Below are 15,372 nucleotides of genomic sequence, written 5' to 3' on the forward strand. Positions count from 1 at the left end.
AGTACATCTATGAAACCTGTTATGAAAAAAAGCTTAGCGATTTTGTCCCTCTCTGCCATGATGACTGCTGGTACGGCTTATGCCGCACCCAACAATAACGTTCAAATTCTTCCTATTAACGCTCAAATTGAGAATTCGGTTGCTGTTCAAGTTGATGGAGTTTCCATATCTGAAAATGGATTTTTGAAAGCCGGCACAACAGAGGCCATGCTGCCGCTTCGTGCCGTAACGGAAAGCCTTGGCTTCACCCTTGCCTGGAATCCGGAAACCTATTCGGTCGATTTGACCAAAGGCAATCTGTTTACAACCGTTAAAACCGGCGAAGACCGCTATACGATTAATAAAATGCTTACAACACTCGGCACAGCTCCCGAATTGGTGGACAGCAAGCTTTATGTGCCTGCTTCTTTCGTGAGCAAAGTGCTTCACGGATCGGTTGCATCCAAAGGCAGCACCATCTCGATCTCCATGAAGGAAGAGGCGAAAAAACTGCAAGCAACTGGCGTTATCACATCCATTCGTACGGACGGCGACAATGCGCAGATTCATATCCAAGGCGTCGGCACCGACGGCATCGTCTTCAATGTAGGCAAAGATACGGTCTACCAAATGTTGGACGGCACTAAGCTTAGTCTTGCCGATCTGCACGTAGGCTTAACCGTTTCGGGTGAGCATTCCATGGTCATGACGATGAGTCTGCCGCCGCAAACGCCAACGTCCAAAGTGACTGTGCTTGATGCGAAAACACAAGCGGGTATGATCGGAACTGCAGGTGTCATTGAAGAAATACGCAGCGAGAACAAGGATGATCTGAGCATCCGCATCAAAGGCGAGGGCTTAACGGAAACAGCGCCGGGCGAAGTGGTTCTGCACCTTACCAAAGATACGGCTATCGTTGACAAAAACGGGGACAAAATCGAGATATCTGCACTCGTGAAAGGCGCGAACGTAATCGGATTCTACGGACCTGCCCTGACGAAAAGCCTGCCGCCTATCGGTACAGCGTGGAAAATCGTTGTAGCTGAGAAGGAAGAATAATTAAGTAATTATTGAAAAAGCTGAAACCTTCCATACCCATTGGGAGGTTTCTTTGTTCATCGTGGTTTCTCACACTGTCCAAACGAGTTGTTTTTTGATACAATAACTGAAAATTCATTCGAATAAGGGGACTTATATGGAATACATTAGCACACGCGGAAAAGTAGAACCCCTCGGTTTTATCGATGCCATCCTGATGGGATTGGCGAACGACGGCGGTTTGCTTGTTCCAAAAACGATCCCGCAGCTATCCGCAGACACGCTCCAGAAATGGCAAAAGCTCTCCTACCCGGAGCTGGCGCTTGAAATTTTCACTTTATTTATCGAAAATGAAATTCCGCGCGCTGAGCTGAAGCAGCTCGTTGACGACAGCTATGCCACGTTCCGCGATGAAGCTGTAACGCCTGTCAAACGCCTGAACGATGGCACGTATGTGCTCGAATTGTTCCACGGCCCGACCTTTGCGTTCAAGGACATTGCACTGCAATTCCTGGGCAATCTGTACGCGTACGTTTCCCGCAAAACGAACTCCATCATTCACATTCTCGGCGCGACTTCCGGCGACACCGGGGCTTCGGCGATTGAGGGCGTGCGCGGCAAAGAAGGCATCCGCATCTGTATTCTTCACCCTCACCAGAAGGTGAGCCGGGTGCAGGAGCTGCAGATGACGACCGTTGACAGCGAGAACGTACTGAATCTCTCCGTTGACGGCACCTTCGATGACTGCCAGCGCATCATCAAGGAGCTGTTCGCTGACGTTGAGTTTAAGCACCGCTACCACCTGCGCGCGATTAACTCCATCAATATCGCCCGCATTTTGGCGCAAACGGTGTATTACTTCTATGCTTACTTCCAAATCACGGCCAACGATCCCGGGGCGAAGATCAACTTTAGCGTGCCGACGGGTAACTTCGGCGATATTTTTGCCGGTTATCTCGCTCAGAAGATGGGTCTGCCGATTCATAAGCTTATTCTGGCGACGAATGAAAACAACATCCTTGAGCGTTTCGTGAAGGAAGGCGTGTACCAGCCGGGAGCTTTCCGCGGCACCTACAGCCCTTCCATGGACATTCAAGTAGCCAGCAACTTCGAGCGCTATCTGTTCTACCTCTACGGCGAAGATGCAGAAGCGGTTACTGCGCTGATGGCACAGTTCAAAGCCGAAGGCCGCATTGTGATCCCTGCCGATAAGCTGCAAGCCGTGCAAGCGGATTTCGCCGCGTATGGCGTGCAGAACGAGGAGTGCCTGGATACGATCAGCTCCTACTATAAGGAGTATGGCTATTTGCTTGATCCGCACACGGCGTGCGGCGTAGCGGCTGCGGACCGCATCGCGGCTGACGGCGAAGTGACGGTTGCTCTATCCACCGCTCATCCGGCGAAATTCGATGAGTCCATCCGTCTGCGCGGCATCGAGCAAACGTACCCGCAGCAGATTCAGGCGCTGTTCGACAAGCCGCAATTCCAAACGGTTGTCGGCGGTTCGAACGATGAGATCAAGGATCAACTCGTGAAGTTTTTCTAAGTAAATAGAAACAGGGCTGTCTCCGAAGGTTTAGAAAGACATTCGGAGCAGCCCTTTTTTGCGTTTGCCTAGCAAACAGCGTCAGATGATCCGCGCCTTTAGCTCGGTTTATCGTGTATGGTGTGCTCTTGGGTCGTTTTCATTTCATAAAAGAGGGAGGAAGCCCACGGTCAAGACCACAAACTTACAACTGGCAAATGCAAAAATCAGTCTTCAGACCGATATCGTCCTCCACCTTAGCAGGAAGACAGACCCGCGGGGCCGTGATATGCTGGTAGCAATGATTAAGCGAATAGGAGTGAATATTTAGTGAATATGAGTCGCAGCGCATTTCTCGGTCCTATCTTGATTCTTTTAGGCATCTTCATGTTTCTAAAAGGGGAAGTCACGTTCAGTACCGGTACGATCTTCGAGTATTTTTGGCCAACCTTATTCGTCATTCCGGTAGGTGTGTTCTTTCATTGGTTGTACTTCTTCATCCTGCAGCGCAGGGGCGTTGGGGTGCTGGTGCCCGGCGGCATTCTGTTGACGACAGGCGTCGTTTGCCAAATCTCCATGCTCTTCGACATTTGGCATCTGATGTGGCCCGGCTTTATGCTGGCCGTCGCTGCCGGCTTGTTCGAATTGTATTGGTTCGGCGGGCGCAATAAATGGCTGCTCATTCCGATCAACATTTTGACCGTCATGTCCGTTCTGTTCTTTGCCATTTTCTCGATCGGCTCCCTCTTCTCCGGCATTTTCCACAACCAACCGATCTTCGCCGTCGTGCTCATTGTGGCCGGTCTTGCCTTGATGTTTATGCGCGGCCGGGAGACAAGCAAATACTAACTGCAAATAATACAGGTGAAGGAATCCTATGCCTCATCGCGCTCAGGACACAGCAGCCGTTATCTTCACGAAAAGCTTCGATTCTCTCTGTTAACGGACACCCGAGACTTTATTTGCCGATTTCAGGGCAAAATTCGTTACCAAGTGAACAAGTAAAAGCGCTGATGTCCGTTACATGTTCGAAGAGGTCCTTTCCATCGAATAAGGTCCTCCCTGTCCGTCAGTTAGGACGAAGAATAGGCTAATGCCCATTACGTCTGCTCGACCGGCTGACCAAACAGTCTTCCGTCCACAATATGGAAACTTCATTCCCTTATTTAAGCAAATTGCCGAATTTCATGGGTTGGTGGGGAACTACAGGCTCTTATTCAACCTCCATCGTCCAAACAAGTGACAAAATGGCGAAATAGCGGACCCTAGTTCCCTCTCCCTCGCCCAATCGGCTGCTTTCAACAGAATAGCGGCCTGTAGTTCCCCTGGCGTGTTAAAAAAGAACCTTCCAACCCACAAGACGTGGAATGGAAGGTTCTCTTCTTTATTGGGCAACCAAGTTATCCTCGGTGGATTTCTTAATCTGCTTGCTTCGTAATTGTCCGCAAGCCGCGTCAATGTCCGTGCCGTGCTCCAAGCGGACGCTGCAGGAGATGCCTTGCTTTTTCAGCGTGTCATAGAAAGCCCGCACCGACTCCCGCTCGCTTCGTTGATACTGGCTATGCTCATCCACCGGATTGTACGGGATGAGATTCACGTTGGCGAGCTGGCGGATATGCTGAATCAGCTCCGCTAACTGAAGAGCATGCTCCCGGCCGTCATTCACGTCTTTCAGCAAAATATACTCGATCGTAATTCTCCGGTTCGTTTTCTCCAAATAGTATTCAATCGAGTCCATCAACTTCTCAATCGGAATGGCTTTGTTGATTTTCATGATCCGCGTACGAAGTTCGTTTGTCGGGGCATGCAAGGAAATCGCGAGGTTCGTCCGCAAATCGGAGTCCGCGAATTCTCTAATTTTATCAGCCAGACCGCTCGTGGACACGGTAATATGTCTCGCAGCGATATCGAGCCCTTTCTGATCCTTGACGACGCGGATGAAATCCACCATGTTTTTGAAATTATCGAAAGGTTCTCCAATCCCCATCACGACAATATGGCTGACATGCTCGTCAGCGCCCTTGCTGTCCAAATGAAGCTGAACCTTCATAATTTGTTCCACGATTTCCGCGGCGGTGAGATCCCGGCTCTTGGCCAGTAGCCCGCTCGCGCAGAAGCTGCACCCGATATTGCAGCCAACCTGTGTCGTTACACAAACGGACAGGCCGTATTTATGCCGCATCAGCACCGTTTCAATCAAATTTCCGTCCATCAGTTTGAACAGAAATTTAATCGTCCCGTCCGCCGACTCTTGTTTTAAATGCTCCGTTAAGGTTTGGATGGCAAAATGCTCTTCCAACACCTGCAGGCAGTCTTGTTTCACATCCGTCATCTCCGAGAAAGCGGTGACCCGCTTCCGGTACAGCCAATCCCAAACAAGCAAAGCCCGAGACTTTTTGAACCCTTTCTCAGCGAGCCAAGCAACCAATTGGTCAAACGTTAATCCATAAATGGACCCTTTATTCATTTGTTTTCCTCTTTTCAAGACTTTCACGTACAGTCCAAGTTCTACTAAGCAGCCGAAGCCTACCATCTAGTTATTATTGTGCCAAAAATCGTGCGTGAACACAAGAGGAGTGAGCTTCCAGCGCCGGATTGAAGAATTTACAATGAATTCATAAGAAATCGAACATATGTTCTTTATTTTTTAGGCGTTTTATGGTAATAATAAGAGGTACACATTTTTAACATGTTTCTACTAAAATGAGCCCTAGGAGCTGATCGATGATGACAGTACGTTTAGACCCTTATCTAGTCATGGAAGGAAATGGGAAAGAAGCCATCCAATTTTATGAGAAGGCTTTAGGTGCCCAATTGGTCTTCACACAAACGTTTGGCGAAATGCCGGCAAATCCCGAGTTCCCTCTGCCTGAGGAAGCGAAAGAGCTTATCGGCCATGCGATGCTGATGGTCGGCGAAACCCGTCTGATGCTATCCGACGCATTCCCGGGACAGCCCGTTCAGAAAGGCGAGAATGTCACCATTTGCATCTCGATTAAAGAAATCGAGAAAGCCAGAGAGATCTACCATGCTCTGGAGGATGGCGGACGCGTGATTATGCCATTGACAGAAACGCATTTTAGCCCTGGGTATGGCCAGGTAGTCGATAAGTTCGGCGTTACATTCCACATTTTCACGGATCTACCAACGAACAATTAATACAATAAGAGTGGGTTGTCCCAACCGTAGATTTATCTACTTGGGGGCAGCCCCTTCTTTTTTTGGGGAAGATAGTCCCATTTGATTACATCAAGTTTGAGGCGTATGATAGGAGCTTAGGTTTTTTCTACACCTTTACTACATCAAAGGAGAACATACGACATCATGAAGGAATTATCCCGTTCTAAAACGATTGGCCTTATCGCATTTTTGGTTGTTGTCTGGGGAATCTCCTGGCCAATCTACAAAATTGCGCTAGCTTACACACCGCCGCTTCTGTTCGCTGGCATGCGCACGCTTATTGGTGGCTTACTGTTAGCTTGTCTATATATCCCGAAGTGGAAGCAAATCCGATGGAAAGCTAATTGGCCGGTCTATTTGCTTTCATCAGTGTTCAACGTCATCCTGTTCTACGCCTTGCAGACTATTGGCTTGCTCTATATGCCTTCAGGGTTATTTTCGGTCATTGTATATCTGCAACCTGTGCTTGTAGGCATCTTGGCTTGGATCTGGCTCGGGGAAGCCATGAACGCCCTCAAAATTCTCGGGCTGCTCATCGGATTTCTCGGGGTTGCCGCAGTTAGCGCCGGAGGCTTATCCGGTCATGTCGCTATCCTCGGTATCGTACTGGCACTTATCACATCGCTGGCCTGGTCAATTGGCACGGTCTATGTGAAAAAAGTCAGTCACCGCGTAGACTCCATCTGGCTCGTGGCCTTTCAATGCATGCTAGGCGGCATTGTTCTCACGACCTTGGGCTCCAGCACAGAGCAGTGGTCCGCTATTACGTGGAACACTCCTTATCTCGTAGGCCTTATTTTCGGGGCGGTATTCGGAATTGCTGCTTCTTGGGTCGTCTATTTCACACTCGTTCATTCCGGAGATGCCAGCAAGGTTGCCTCCTATACATTCCTAGTCCCCTTGATATCCGTAATTAGCGGAACCTTGTTCTTGCACGAGCCGTTCTCCGTGTATTTACTCCTTGGGCTTGTCTTAATTGCGATCAGCATTTATATGGTCAACCGCAAAGCGAAGCCGGGCTTGCCGCAAGGCAAAGCGAACCGCAAGAACATCGTCACTACGCAGTAACATTCGGCGCTCAAGGATTTTCTTATCTACTCATAAAAAGCCTTCCATCCGTCTCTACAAATCGGATGAAAGGCTTTTTTTTTACGGAAACCATGTAACATGCTTATCGAACGATCTTCTCAAGCATCTTCATAGGAGGGGCCGGTATCTCTTCAGGTACGGGTACAGGCGCGGGCTGTTCATGAAACTGTTTATTCGCATACATTTTCTTAATTTGACCGTAAAAGCTTGTCGTTCGTATGTAGGCAGTAATCCTGCAAATCATTTGCATATACATCGTATCTTCAATTCCGGAAGAGATATTGAAAAGCGTATTCAAGCTGCCAATGGCTTGGTCTCTAGTAATGATTCCGCTTTCTAAATCCCTCAAAACCCTCTCAATGTCACTCTTCACGAACCAAACTGCTCTGCTCTTCATATTCTTATCTATCAACCATGGCACCTCCTAGATGTATGTACTCAAATAGTACAACACCCGGCTTGTAATATCTGTCGAAGTGAGGAGAGCAAGATTATAGTATTTTTCGGGAATTCCGAGGAAAATTGTCGTCTATTGTTAGGAGAAATTTGTAAACTTGGGTCCTCCCTGTAATTTTCTCAGAAATTGCATGGTGCGCTCGTTATTTGACAATTCAAACACCTGCTCCGGCGTCCCTCCATTAGCTGAACATTTGCTTCACTAATTCCCGGTTGCGTTCTTTGAAAACTTCATTATGCGAGGAAACCATAGCAATCTTATTAGCTTCTGGCTGTATGTACAGTTTCGCTTTATTGACCGCGTTCGCCGCATCGTGGAATGCACCGGCAATCAGATGGACCTTCCCCTCATGATGGAGAATATCTCCGGCTGCATAAATGCCCTCAATGGAAGATTCGCTCGCCGCGCTGCCTTTAATATAATAATCGTCTACGATGTCGATTTTCACTTCGCTGTTTTGAAGCAGGGTCATATCCCGCTCGTAGCCGTGATTAATGATTACTTCATCGATGCTCAAGTACGACATTTCTCCCGTTTCATTGTTTTCAATCTGGACATGTTCGATCGTTTCGTGATTTGTGCCGGCAATTAATTTGGAGATCGAGGAATTAAATATACAAGTGACTGAGCTTTCCAAGAGCTGCTTCACTTGGGCTTCATGACCGGAGAGCGCTTCTTTGCGATAGGTTAAATAGACCTTGCCCGCAACAGGCTCTAACTCATTGGCCCAATCCACGGCTGAATTTCCCCCGCCTGAAATGATGACGGTTTTATCCTTAAAGCGCTCCAAGGACTTCACGGTATAATTCAAATTGGATACCTCGTACCGCTGCGCGCCTTCGATTTCCAGCTTTTTCGGATTAAGAATGCCTCCGCCTACCGCGACAATGACGGTTTTCGACCAATGCTTCGTACCGGAAGCGGTAAGCAGTTCGAAGATCCCTTCTTCATTGCGCCTGATCGACTCCACTTTCTCACCGAGAACGACTTCCGGCTGAAACGTTAAGCCTTGTTCGACAAGCTTCTCAATGAGTTTGGCGCCTGGAAGCGGCGTATGGCCGCCAACGTCCCAGATCATCTTTTCCGGATACACATGCACTTTCCCGCCTAGCTGCGGCTGGTATTCAATAATCTTCGTTTTCATTTCTCTTAAACCGCTATAGAAAGCAGAGTAAAGTCCTGCCGGACCTCCCCCGATGACAGTCACATCAAATATTTCTTTAGAATCCATACACGTTCACTCCTTCTCACGATCATGCGATTGATTATCATTATCAATTAAATATACGTCTTAATTTTTCTTTTTACAACAAATAATTATTGACAACCTCATGTTGTTGCCTTAAAGTATGTTTAGTCCTTTAAGTGATAATGATTATCACTATCGACGATGTCATGGAGGTGTAACATGGTTCGCCTGTATATAGATGAACTCAACATTGGCTATGGGGAACGCGCGATTGTCAAAAATCTCAGTGCCGCCATACCCGACAAGAAAATAACGACGATCATCGGCGCGAATGGCTGCGGCAAGTCCACTTTGCTGAAAGCGACAACCCGGATTATTCCTCACCAGTCCGGACGCATTGTTCTGGACGGGGCGCTTATTTCCAAAGAAAACACGAAGGTGCTGGCCAAGAAGATGGCGATCCTTCCTCAAACGCCTGAAAGCGCCAGCGGACTAACCGTTGGTGAATTAGTTTCATATGGCCGTTTCCCTTATCAAACCGGCTTTGGCCGGTTAACGAAACAGGATTATGAGGCCATTGACTGGGCGCTTGAGGTGACGGGAACCCAAGACTTCAAGTACAGACCTGTCGATTCCTTATCGGGCGGTCAACGGCAGCGCGTTTGGATTGCCATGGCCATTGCTCAGGAAACGGACATTATTTTCCTGGATGAGCCTACGACCTATCTGGATTTGGCACATCAATTAGAAGTGCTCGAGCTGCTGCAAAAATTGAACCGGGAACAAGGCCGGACGATCGTCATGGTTCTCCACGACTTGAATCAAGCCGCCCGTTTCGCTGACTATATCATCGCAATGAAGGACGGCGAGATCGTCAAAGCCGGAGACTGCGAGGAAGTCATGCAGCCGGATGTTCTCAAGCAAGTTTTCCAGATTGATGCCGAGATCGGTAGAGATCCCCGTACCAATAAGCCTATGTGTATCACGTACAACTTACTAAAAGGAGATTATTCAAGTGAAAAAAATACTCATTCCATTCCTGCTCTTCATCCTAGTGCTAGCTACTAGTGCATGCGGTTCTGCAGCGCCTAAAAAAGATGAAGCAGCAAGCACGCCGGCTGCAACGGGAGCAGCAACGGCCTCGACCGGTTCCAAAACGATCTCTTACCAGTCCGAGAGCGGACCCATTGAAGTACCTGCCAATCCGCAGCGTGTCATTGTCCTCTCCTCTTTCGCAGGAAACGTAATGTCATTGGGTGTGAACCTTGCCGGTGTGGATTCATGGTCGAAAATGAACCCCAACTTCGACAAATCGTTAAAAGATGTGAAAGAAGTTTCGGATGAAAGCTTAGAAAAAATCATTGAATTAAAACCTGATCTCATCATCGGTCTTTCCAACACCAAAAACGTTGAGAAATTAAAGCAAATCGCTCCAACGGTTACATACACGTACGGAAAAGTCGACTATTTAACCCAACACATTGAAATCGGTAAACTTTTGAACAAAGAAAAAGAAGCAAGAGCTTGGGTTGACGACTTTAAAAAGCGCGCGCAGCAAGCAGGCACAGACATTAAAGCCAAAATCGGCGCGGATAAAACCATTTCCGTTATCGAAAGCTTTGATAAACAGCTTTACGTTTTCGGCGACAACTGGGGTCGCGGAACCGAAATTCTGTATCAAGAAATGAAATTGCCTATGCCTACAAAAGTGAAGGAAATGGCTTTGAAAGAAGGCTACTATGCGCTGTCTACAGAAGTTCTTCCGCAATTCATGGGCGATTACGTGATTTTCAGTAAAAATCCGGATGCCGACAACTCCTTCCAGCAAACAGAGACGTACAAAAATACGCCGGCTGCAAAAAACGGTCACGTTTATGAAGCTAACGCTAAAGTCTTCTATTTCAATGATCCGGTAACGTTGGATTACCAACTAGATTTCTTCATCAAAAACTTGCTTAAATAACATCGCAAAGGAGCCTTCTCGGATGAAGCAGTCCATTTCATTTGGTTATAAATTTGCTCTCGGGCTCCTTGTGTTTGTGGGAATGTTTGTTGTCGCTATGGTGTTCGGAGCAGCAGATGCTACCGTCTCCGATGTCTGGCTGGCACTAACTTCACACACGGCAAGCGATACGATTACAATCATCCGTGAAATTCGATTACCCCGCGAAATCGCGGGGATTTTCGTTGGAGCGGCTCTTGGCGTATCCGGTGCCATTATGCAAGGAATTACTCGAAATCCGCTGGCGGACCCCGGTTTGCTGGGGTTAACGGCAGGGGCCAACGCAGCGTTAGCCTTTACAATTGCTTTATTCCCATCAACAAGCTATTTGGGCATCATGCTCGCTTGCTTCCTGGGAGCGGCCATCGGGGCGCTTCTGGTTTTCGGCATCGGCGCAGTGAAAAAGGGCGGCTTCTCGCCTATCCGCATTGTGCTCGCAGGAGCTGCGGTATCTGCCTTTTTGTATGCCGTTTCCGATGGTCTTGGCCTTTATTTCAAAATTTCAAAAGATGTTTCCATGTGGACATCGGGTGGATTAATCGGCACCTCATGGAGCCAATTGAAAGTGATCGTCCCCTTTATTGCGGGCGGTTCGCTGATCGCCCTCTTTCTCTCCAGACAGCTGACCATTCTGAGCTTAAGCGAAGAGGTTGCTGTGGGATTAGGGCAGAAAACAGCGCAAATCAAAGCGGTGCTTTTCTTTATCATCATTTTGCTGGCGGGTGCTTCCGTTGCCCTTGTCGGCAATATGGCCTTCATCGGCTTGATGATTCCGCATATCGTCCGTGCCATCGTGGGCACCGATTATCGGTTCATTATCCCGATGTCCGCGGTGTTCGGCGGTACGTTCATGCTGCTCGCCGATACGCTTGGGCGCACCATTCACTCGCCTTATGAAACGCCTGTGGCTGCTATTGTCGCGATGCTGGGCTTACCCTTCTTCCTGTATATCGTGCGCAAAGGAGGCAAAGCTTTCCCATGATTCATCCATCCCTGCTCAGAAAACAACGCTTACTCCTAGTCGGCGCGCTGGCTCTGATTCTCGTTACGATTGTGATCGGTATGGGACTAGGCTACTCGTCGCTGTCCTATAACAGATTGCTCCCTACCCTTCTCGGTCAGGGAACTTTCAAAGAAGAATTCGTGCTCTTCTCGATTCGCTTGCCGCGCATTTTGATCACCTTGCTGGCCGGTATGGCGCTTGCCCTATCCGGTGCGATTCTGCAGGGCATTACACGAAATGATTTAGCGGACCCCGGCATTATCGGGATTAACTCCGGTGCGGGTGTGGCCGTGGCTGTATTCTTTCTCTTTTTTCCAGTTAAAGCGGGCTCCTTTGTTTATTTTCTTCCGCTGGTCGCTTTTGCCGGGGCTTTGCTGACCGCTGCCTGTATCTATCTGCTTTCCTATCGTCGAAAAGAGGGCCTTCAACCTGTCCGGTTAGTGCTGATGGGGATTGGTTTCTCGATGGCGCTGTCCGGCATCATGATCGTGGTGATCTCGTCTGCGGAACGTGCGAAGGTGGACTTTATTGCAAAATGGCTGGCCGGCAACATTTGGGGAGCCGATTGGCCTTTCATCTGGGCGCTGCTGCCGTGGATCGTCGTGCTCATTCCGTTCACTTTGTACAAGGCAAGTCGATTAAACCTTCTTGGGCTTAGCGAGCCTGTCGCTATCGGAGTCGGCGTATCGGTCGAAAAGGAGCGTGTCGTGCTGCTTATCGCCGCCGTAGCGCTTGCCGCATCGGCCGTTTCAGTTACGGGAGGCATCAGCTTTATCGGGCTTATGGCTCCGCACATCGCAAAAGCTTTGGTCGGACCTCGGAATCAGTTATTCATTCCTGTGGCTATTCTCATCGGTGGATGGCTCTTGCTTCTGGCAGACACCGTCGGACGCAATCTGCTCGACCCGGATGGAATCGCGGCTGGCATTATGGTTGCATTGATCGGAGCGCCGTATTTTATGTATTTATTGTTGCGAAAAGCATGACCTTGGCGGGAAGCATAAGATCATTAAAACCGTTGCTCGTCGCATAAGGTGCCTTAAAAAAAGACCGTCTAGGTTCTTAAAGAACCCCGACGGTCTTTTTCTTTAATCGGATTTAACTGGAAAAACTACCGTCATTCCTAGTAGTATGAGAATCTTTGCATCATTAAAGGGAATTTCTCCCGTTAATTGCTTCTTCCGGCCATTTGACTAATTGGCAATTTGACTCCATGCAGGGTACTCATCCAAGTATCCATACTGGTGCAGCTCCGTCAGCGCCCGGCGTATGCTGCTCTCTTCCTCACCCGATTCGCTGGATAGGTCCAGAAGATCGTTTATGTCAATCGTAGGATGCTCTTTGCAAAAAGCAAGCAAGCCCTTGGCTGCCCACGAGAGCCGATCGTCCTGGAAATCGCCGACCATCCGGCGAAACATTTTCTGGGAAATAATTTTCATTTCGACGAGGTTTTGCATGGCTTTGGTAGCCTGCTTAAGGTTCATCCGGCCAAGCCTTGCGAGATCAACCAGCTCGGGGATGTTCGACTCTGAGGAAAAGCATTTCAATAGGATGACCATCATTTGCGTATAAATATCCATCCCTGGATAGCGAAATAGGTCATCCGTTACTGTAAAATGACGCGTTGCTTCTCTCGCCTGTTCGTTGTCCATTCGATGTCCTCCTTATCTTGAATCATGGAGTTCGCCTATTCAGGCTCATTTCCATGATCCGAGGCGGGCGCCAGATTACCTGAATCTAGCCGGGATCGCCGGAGTATTATGTGTCCAGCCAAACATCTTCCGTTCCCTTTCCTGCCTTAATTTGGATCTATATACCTATTCGCAATAGGAAGGCGGATTGGGTGGGTATTTAGACTCCCCATGGTGGATAAAAGCTAACATGAAAAGAACCCAGCGATGAAAGCATCGCTGAGTTCTTTTCAGTGCTAGTGCGTGTAGCTTACTACCCTCCGCTACAAACCTAATACGCGCCGTTCTTCCTCCGTAAACATCCTGGAGCGCGTCAGAAACCGCCGGCCCTCGGGGCCCTCGAGCGAAAACATCCCGCCCCTGCCGGGAACCACGTCGATGATCAACATCGTGTTCTTCCAATAATCGTACTGCGGCTTACTCATATAAAAGGGGGCGCCGCCTATGTCACCCAACCAAACGTCGCTGTCGCCGATTAGAAACTCCCCCTGCGCGTAGCACATGGGAGAGCTTCCGTCACAGCAGCCGCCGGATTGGTGAAACATAACGGGGCCATGTTTGGCCTTTACCGTTTCAATTAGCTCTAGAGCGGCATCCGTAGCAATAACCTTGCTCACTTCTGTCATCACGAGGCTCTCTTAGAAGAAACCGAGGGCATCGGGGCTGTAGCTCACGAGCAGATTTTTGGTCTGCTGGTAATGCGACAGCATCATTTTGTGCGTCTCACGGCCGATGCCCGAGCTCTTATAGCCGCCGAAGGCAGCGTGTGCCGGGTAGGCATGATAGCAGTTGGTCCATACGCGACCGGCCTCAATACTGCGGCCCATTCGGTAGGCCGTGTTCATGTCGCGCGTCCAAACGCCTGCGCCAAGACCATAGAGCGTGTCGTTGGCAATGGCCAATGCTTCTTCCTGGTTTTTGAACGTCGTCACCGAAAGCACCGGTCCGAAAATCTCCTCTTGGAAGATTCTCATTTTATTGTGCCCCTTCAGCACGGTTGGCTGAATGTAATAACCTTCGGAAAGCTCCCCTTCCACTTTCGCCCTGTCTCCGCCTATCAGGCATTCCGCGCCTTCCTGCGTGCCGATGCTGATATAGCTCATAATTTTCTCAACTTGCTCGGTTGAAGCCTGCGCCCCAATCATGGTCGCTGTATCAAGAGGATTGCCCTGCGTGATGGCAGCGACCCGCTTCAAGGCTCTTTCCATGAATTGATCGTAAATCGACTCCTGAATCAATGCACGGGAAGGGCTGGTGCACACTTCCCCTTGATTGAGGGCGAACATCGCGAAACCTTCAAGCGCTTTGTTGAAGAAAGCGTCATCCCGGGCAAGCACATCCTCAAAGAAGATGTTCGGGGACTTGCCGCCCAGCTCCAAGGTGACCGGAATTAAATTTTGCGAAGCATATTGCATAATTAAGCGGCCCGTCGTCGTTTCGCCGGTAAAGGCAATCTTCGAGATTCGGCTGCTCGAGGCAAGCGGCTTGCCCGCTTCAAGCCCGAAGCCGTTTACGACATTGACGATGCCTGGCGGCAGTATATCTTGAATGAGCTCAAGCAGTACCAGAATGGAAGCCGGCGTTTGCTCTGCGGGCTTCAGGACGACCGCATTGCCGGCGGCGAGCGCCGGAGCAAGCTTCCAGGTTGCCATGAGCAGCGGGAAGTTCCACGGAATAATCTGGCCGACGACGCCGAGCGGCTCATGGAAATGATAAGCCACCATATTGTTGTCCAATTGGCTGAGTGTACCTTCTTGGGCGCGAATGCTGCCTGCGAAGTAGCGGAAATGATCAATCGCCAGCAGCAGATCGGCTGCGAGCGTTTCCCGAACCGGCTTGCCGTTGTCCCAGGTCTCGGCAACCGCCAGCATTTCCAAATTCGCTTCCATGCGGTCAGCGATTTTATTTAAAACCGCCGCACGCACGGCAACCGAAGCACGCCCCCATGCATCCTTCGCAGCATGTGCCGCATCTAAAGCTAGCTCGATATCCTCCGAGGTAGAGCGTGGAATCTCGCAGAAAACGCGATTATTGACAGGCGACGGATTATCGAAGTATTGGCCCTTAACAGGCGCGACCCACTCTCCGCCAATAAAGTTTTCATACCGTTTTTTGAAAGTTACTCGGGATCCGTTTTGTCCAGGTTGTGCATAAATCATGAAGCTCAGCCTCCTTAAAATGGATTACATAAATAGATAAGCAATAATCGTGCCAACAGG

15 protein-coding genes are annotated in these 15,372 nt (G+C 49.2%); 9 read left to right on the forward strand and 6 right to left on the reverse strand.

Going from position 1 to position 15,372, the window contains the following annotated elements; translation table 11 throughout:
• Nucleotides 1-21: 21 nt before the first annotated feature.
• The 3 genes from GC097_RS22185 (at nt 22) to GC097_RS22195 (ending at nt 3,391) form a co-directional block, all read left to right on the forward strand.
• Entirely contained in the window at nt 22-1,038 is a 1,017-nt protein-coding gene (locus GC097_RS22185) for a copper amine oxidase N-terminal domain-containing protein (RefSeq protein WP_246294396.1), read from the forward strand.
• A 136-nt stretch (nt 1,039-1,174) separates the two neighbouring features.
• Nucleotides 1,175-2,563, forward strand: coding sequence for a threonine synthase (gene thrC, locus GC097_RS22190; protein WP_171685475.1), 1,389 nt, complete (start codon nt 1,175-1,177; stop codon nt 2,561-2,563).
• Between the two features lie 315 nt (nt 2,564-2,878).
• Nucleotides 2,879-3,391, forward strand: a complete 513-nt coding sequence (locus tag GC097_RS22195) for a hypothetical protein (RefSeq protein WP_171685597.1) — start codon at nt 2,879-2,881, stop codon at nt 3,389-3,391.
• 535 nt (nt 3,392-3,926) lie between these two features.
• Here the strand turns inward: GC097_RS22195 and rlmN are convergent.
• Nucleotides 3,927-5,009 (reverse strand): dual-specificity RNA methyltransferase RlmN, encoded by a 1,083-nt coding sequence (gene rlmN, locus GC097_RS22200; protein WP_171685476.1) that lies wholly within the window; start codon nt 5,007-5,009, stop codon nt 3,927-3,929.
• Between the two features lie 260 nt (nt 5,010-5,269).
• Here rlmN and GC097_RS22205 point away from each other — a divergent pair, with 260 nt between their 5' ends.
• A complete protein-coding gene (locus GC097_RS22205) occupies nt 5,270-5,701 on the forward strand; it encodes a VOC family protein (RefSeq protein WP_171685477.1) in 432 nt (143 codons plus the stop codon).
• A gap of 165 nt (nt 5,702-5,866) precedes the next feature.
• Entirely contained in the window at nt 5,867-6,790 is a 924-nt protein-coding gene (locus GC097_RS22210; RefSeq protein ID WP_171685478.1) for a DMT family transporter, read from the forward strand.
• A 103-nt stretch (nt 6,791-6,893) separates the two neighbouring features.
• Here GC097_RS22210 and GC097_RS22215 read toward each other — a convergent pair whose 3' ends face one another.
• Entirely contained in the window at nt 6,894-7,223 is a 330-nt protein-coding gene (locus tag GC097_RS22215) for a hypothetical protein (RefSeq protein WP_171685479.1), read from the reverse strand.
• Nucleotides 7,224-7,449: 226 nt separating this feature from the next.
• Nucleotides 7,450-8,499 carry an NAD(P)/FAD-dependent oxidoreductase gene (locus GC097_RS22220; protein ID WP_171685480.1) on the reverse strand — a complete coding sequence of 350 codons (1,050 nt, stop codon included), beginning with the start codon at nt 8,497-8,499 and terminating at the stop codon, nt 7,450-7,452.
• Between the two features lie 177 nt (nt 8,500-8,676).
• On the opposite strand from GC097_RS22220, the gene GC097_RS22225 reads away from it, so the two are divergent.
• From GC097_RS22225 to GC097_RS22240, 4 genes are read left to right on the forward strand one after another with little or no spacing between them, the layout of a single operon-like run.
• Nucleotides 8,677-9,525, forward strand: a complete 849-nt coding sequence (locus GC097_RS22225; protein WP_171685481.1) for an ABC transporter ATP-binding protein — start codon at nt 8,677-8,679, stop codon at nt 9,523-9,525.
• Nucleotides 9,473-10,420 carry an iron-hydroxamate ABC transporter substrate-binding protein gene (locus GC097_RS22230; protein ID WP_171685482.1) on the forward strand — a complete coding sequence of 316 codons (948 nt, stop codon included), beginning with the start codon at nt 9,473-9,475 and terminating at the stop codon, nt 10,418-10,420. Before GC097_RS22225 ends, GC097_RS22230 begins: the two co-directional genes overlap by 53 nt.
• A gap of 22 nt (nt 10,421-10,442) precedes the next feature.
• The gene (locus GC097_RS22235) at nt 10,443-11,441 is read left to right on the forward strand and encodes a FecCD family ABC transporter permease (protein WP_171685483.1); all 999 of its coding nucleotides are present in this window, start codon (nt 10,443-10,445) and stop codon (nt 11,439-11,441) included.
• Complete coding sequence (locus GC097_RS22240; RefSeq protein ID WP_171685484.1) at nt 11,438-12,448, forward strand: FecCD family ABC transporter permease; 1,011 nt, start codon at nt 11,438-11,440, stop codon at nt 12,446-12,448. Before GC097_RS22235 ends, GC097_RS22240 begins: the two co-directional genes overlap by 4 nt.
• Before the next feature lie 207 nt (nt 12,449-12,655).
• Here the strand turns inward: GC097_RS22240 and GC097_RS22245 are convergent, their stop codons facing one another.
• The 3 genes from GC097_RS22245 to adh form a co-directional block, all read right to left on the reverse strand.
• On the reverse strand, nt 12,656-13,114 hold the full coding sequence (locus GC097_RS22245; RefSeq protein WP_171685485.1) for a hypothetical protein: 459 nt from the start codon (nt 13,112-13,114) through the stop codon (nt 12,656-12,658).
• 302 nt (nt 13,115-13,416) lie between these two features.
• Entirely contained in the window at nt 13,417-13,779 is a 363-nt protein-coding gene (locus tag GC097_RS22250; protein ID WP_171685486.1) for a DUF779 domain-containing protein, read from the reverse strand.
• A gap of 12 nt (nt 13,780-13,791) precedes the next feature.
• Nucleotides 13,792-15,312 (reverse strand): aldehyde dehydrogenase, encoded by a 1,521-nt coding sequence (gene adh / locus GC097_RS22255; RefSeq protein WP_171685487.1) that lies wholly within the window; start codon nt 15,310-15,312, stop codon nt 13,792-13,794.
• Between the last annotated feature and the right edge of the window lie 60 nt (nt 15,313-15,372).

This window comes from Paenibacillus planticolens (assembly GCF_013141725.1).
Lineage (GTDB): Bacteria > Bacillota > Bacilli > Paenibacillales > NBRC-103111 > Paenibacillus_E > Paenibacillus_E planticolens.

Bases quoted from the DNA above. Each gene is read 5' to 3' on its own strand.
- GC097_RS22245 (WP_171685485.1), bottom strand. From the start codon at position 13,114: ATGGACAACGAACAGGCGAGAGAAGCAACGCGTCATTTTACAGTAACG.
- GC097_RS22210 (WP_171685478.1), top strand. From the start codon at position 5,867: ATGAAGGAATTATCCCGTTCTAAAACGATTGGCCTTATCGCATTTTTG.
- GC097_RS22235 (WP_171685483.1), top strand. From the start codon at position 10,443: ATGAAGCAGTCCATTTCATTTGGTTATAAATTTGCTCTCGGGCTCCTT.
- GC097_RS22195 (WP_171685597.1), top strand. From the start codon at position 2,879: ATGAGTCGCAGCGCATTTCTCGGTCCTATCTTGATTCTTTTAGGCATC.
- GC097_RS22225 (WP_171685481.1), top strand. From the start codon at position 8,677: ATGGTTCGCCTGTATATAGATGAACTCAACATTGGCTATGGGGAACGC.
- rlmN (WP_171685476.1), bottom strand. From the start codon at position 5,009: ATGAATAAAGGGTCCATTTATGGATTAACGTTTGACCAATTGGTTGCT.
- GC097_RS22205 (WP_171685477.1), top strand. From the start codon at position 5,270: ATGACAGTACGTTTAGACCCTTATCTAGTCATGGAAGGAAATGGGAAA.
- adh (WP_171685487.1), bottom strand. From the start codon at position 15,312: ATGATTTATGCACAACCTGGACAAAACGGATCCCGAGTAACTTTCAAA.
- thrC (WP_171685475.1), top strand. From the start codon at position 1,175: ATGGAATACATTAGCACACGCGGAAAAGTAGAACCCCTCGGTTTTATC.
- GC097_RS22185 (WP_246294396.1), top strand. From the start codon at position 22: ATGAAAAAAAGCTTAGCGATTTTGTCCCTCTCTGCCATGATGACTGCT.
- GC097_RS22220 (WP_171685480.1), bottom strand. From the start codon at position 8,499: ATGGATTCTAAAGAAATATTTGATGTGACTGTCATCGGGGGAGGTCCG.
- GC097_RS22250 (WP_171685486.1), bottom strand. From the start codon at position 13,779: ATGACAGAAGTGAGCAAGGTTATTGCTACGGATGCCGCTCTAGAGCTA.
- GC097_RS22240 (WP_171685484.1), top strand. From the start codon at position 11,438: ATGATTCATCCATCCCTGCTCAGAAAACAACGCTTACTCCTAGTCGGC.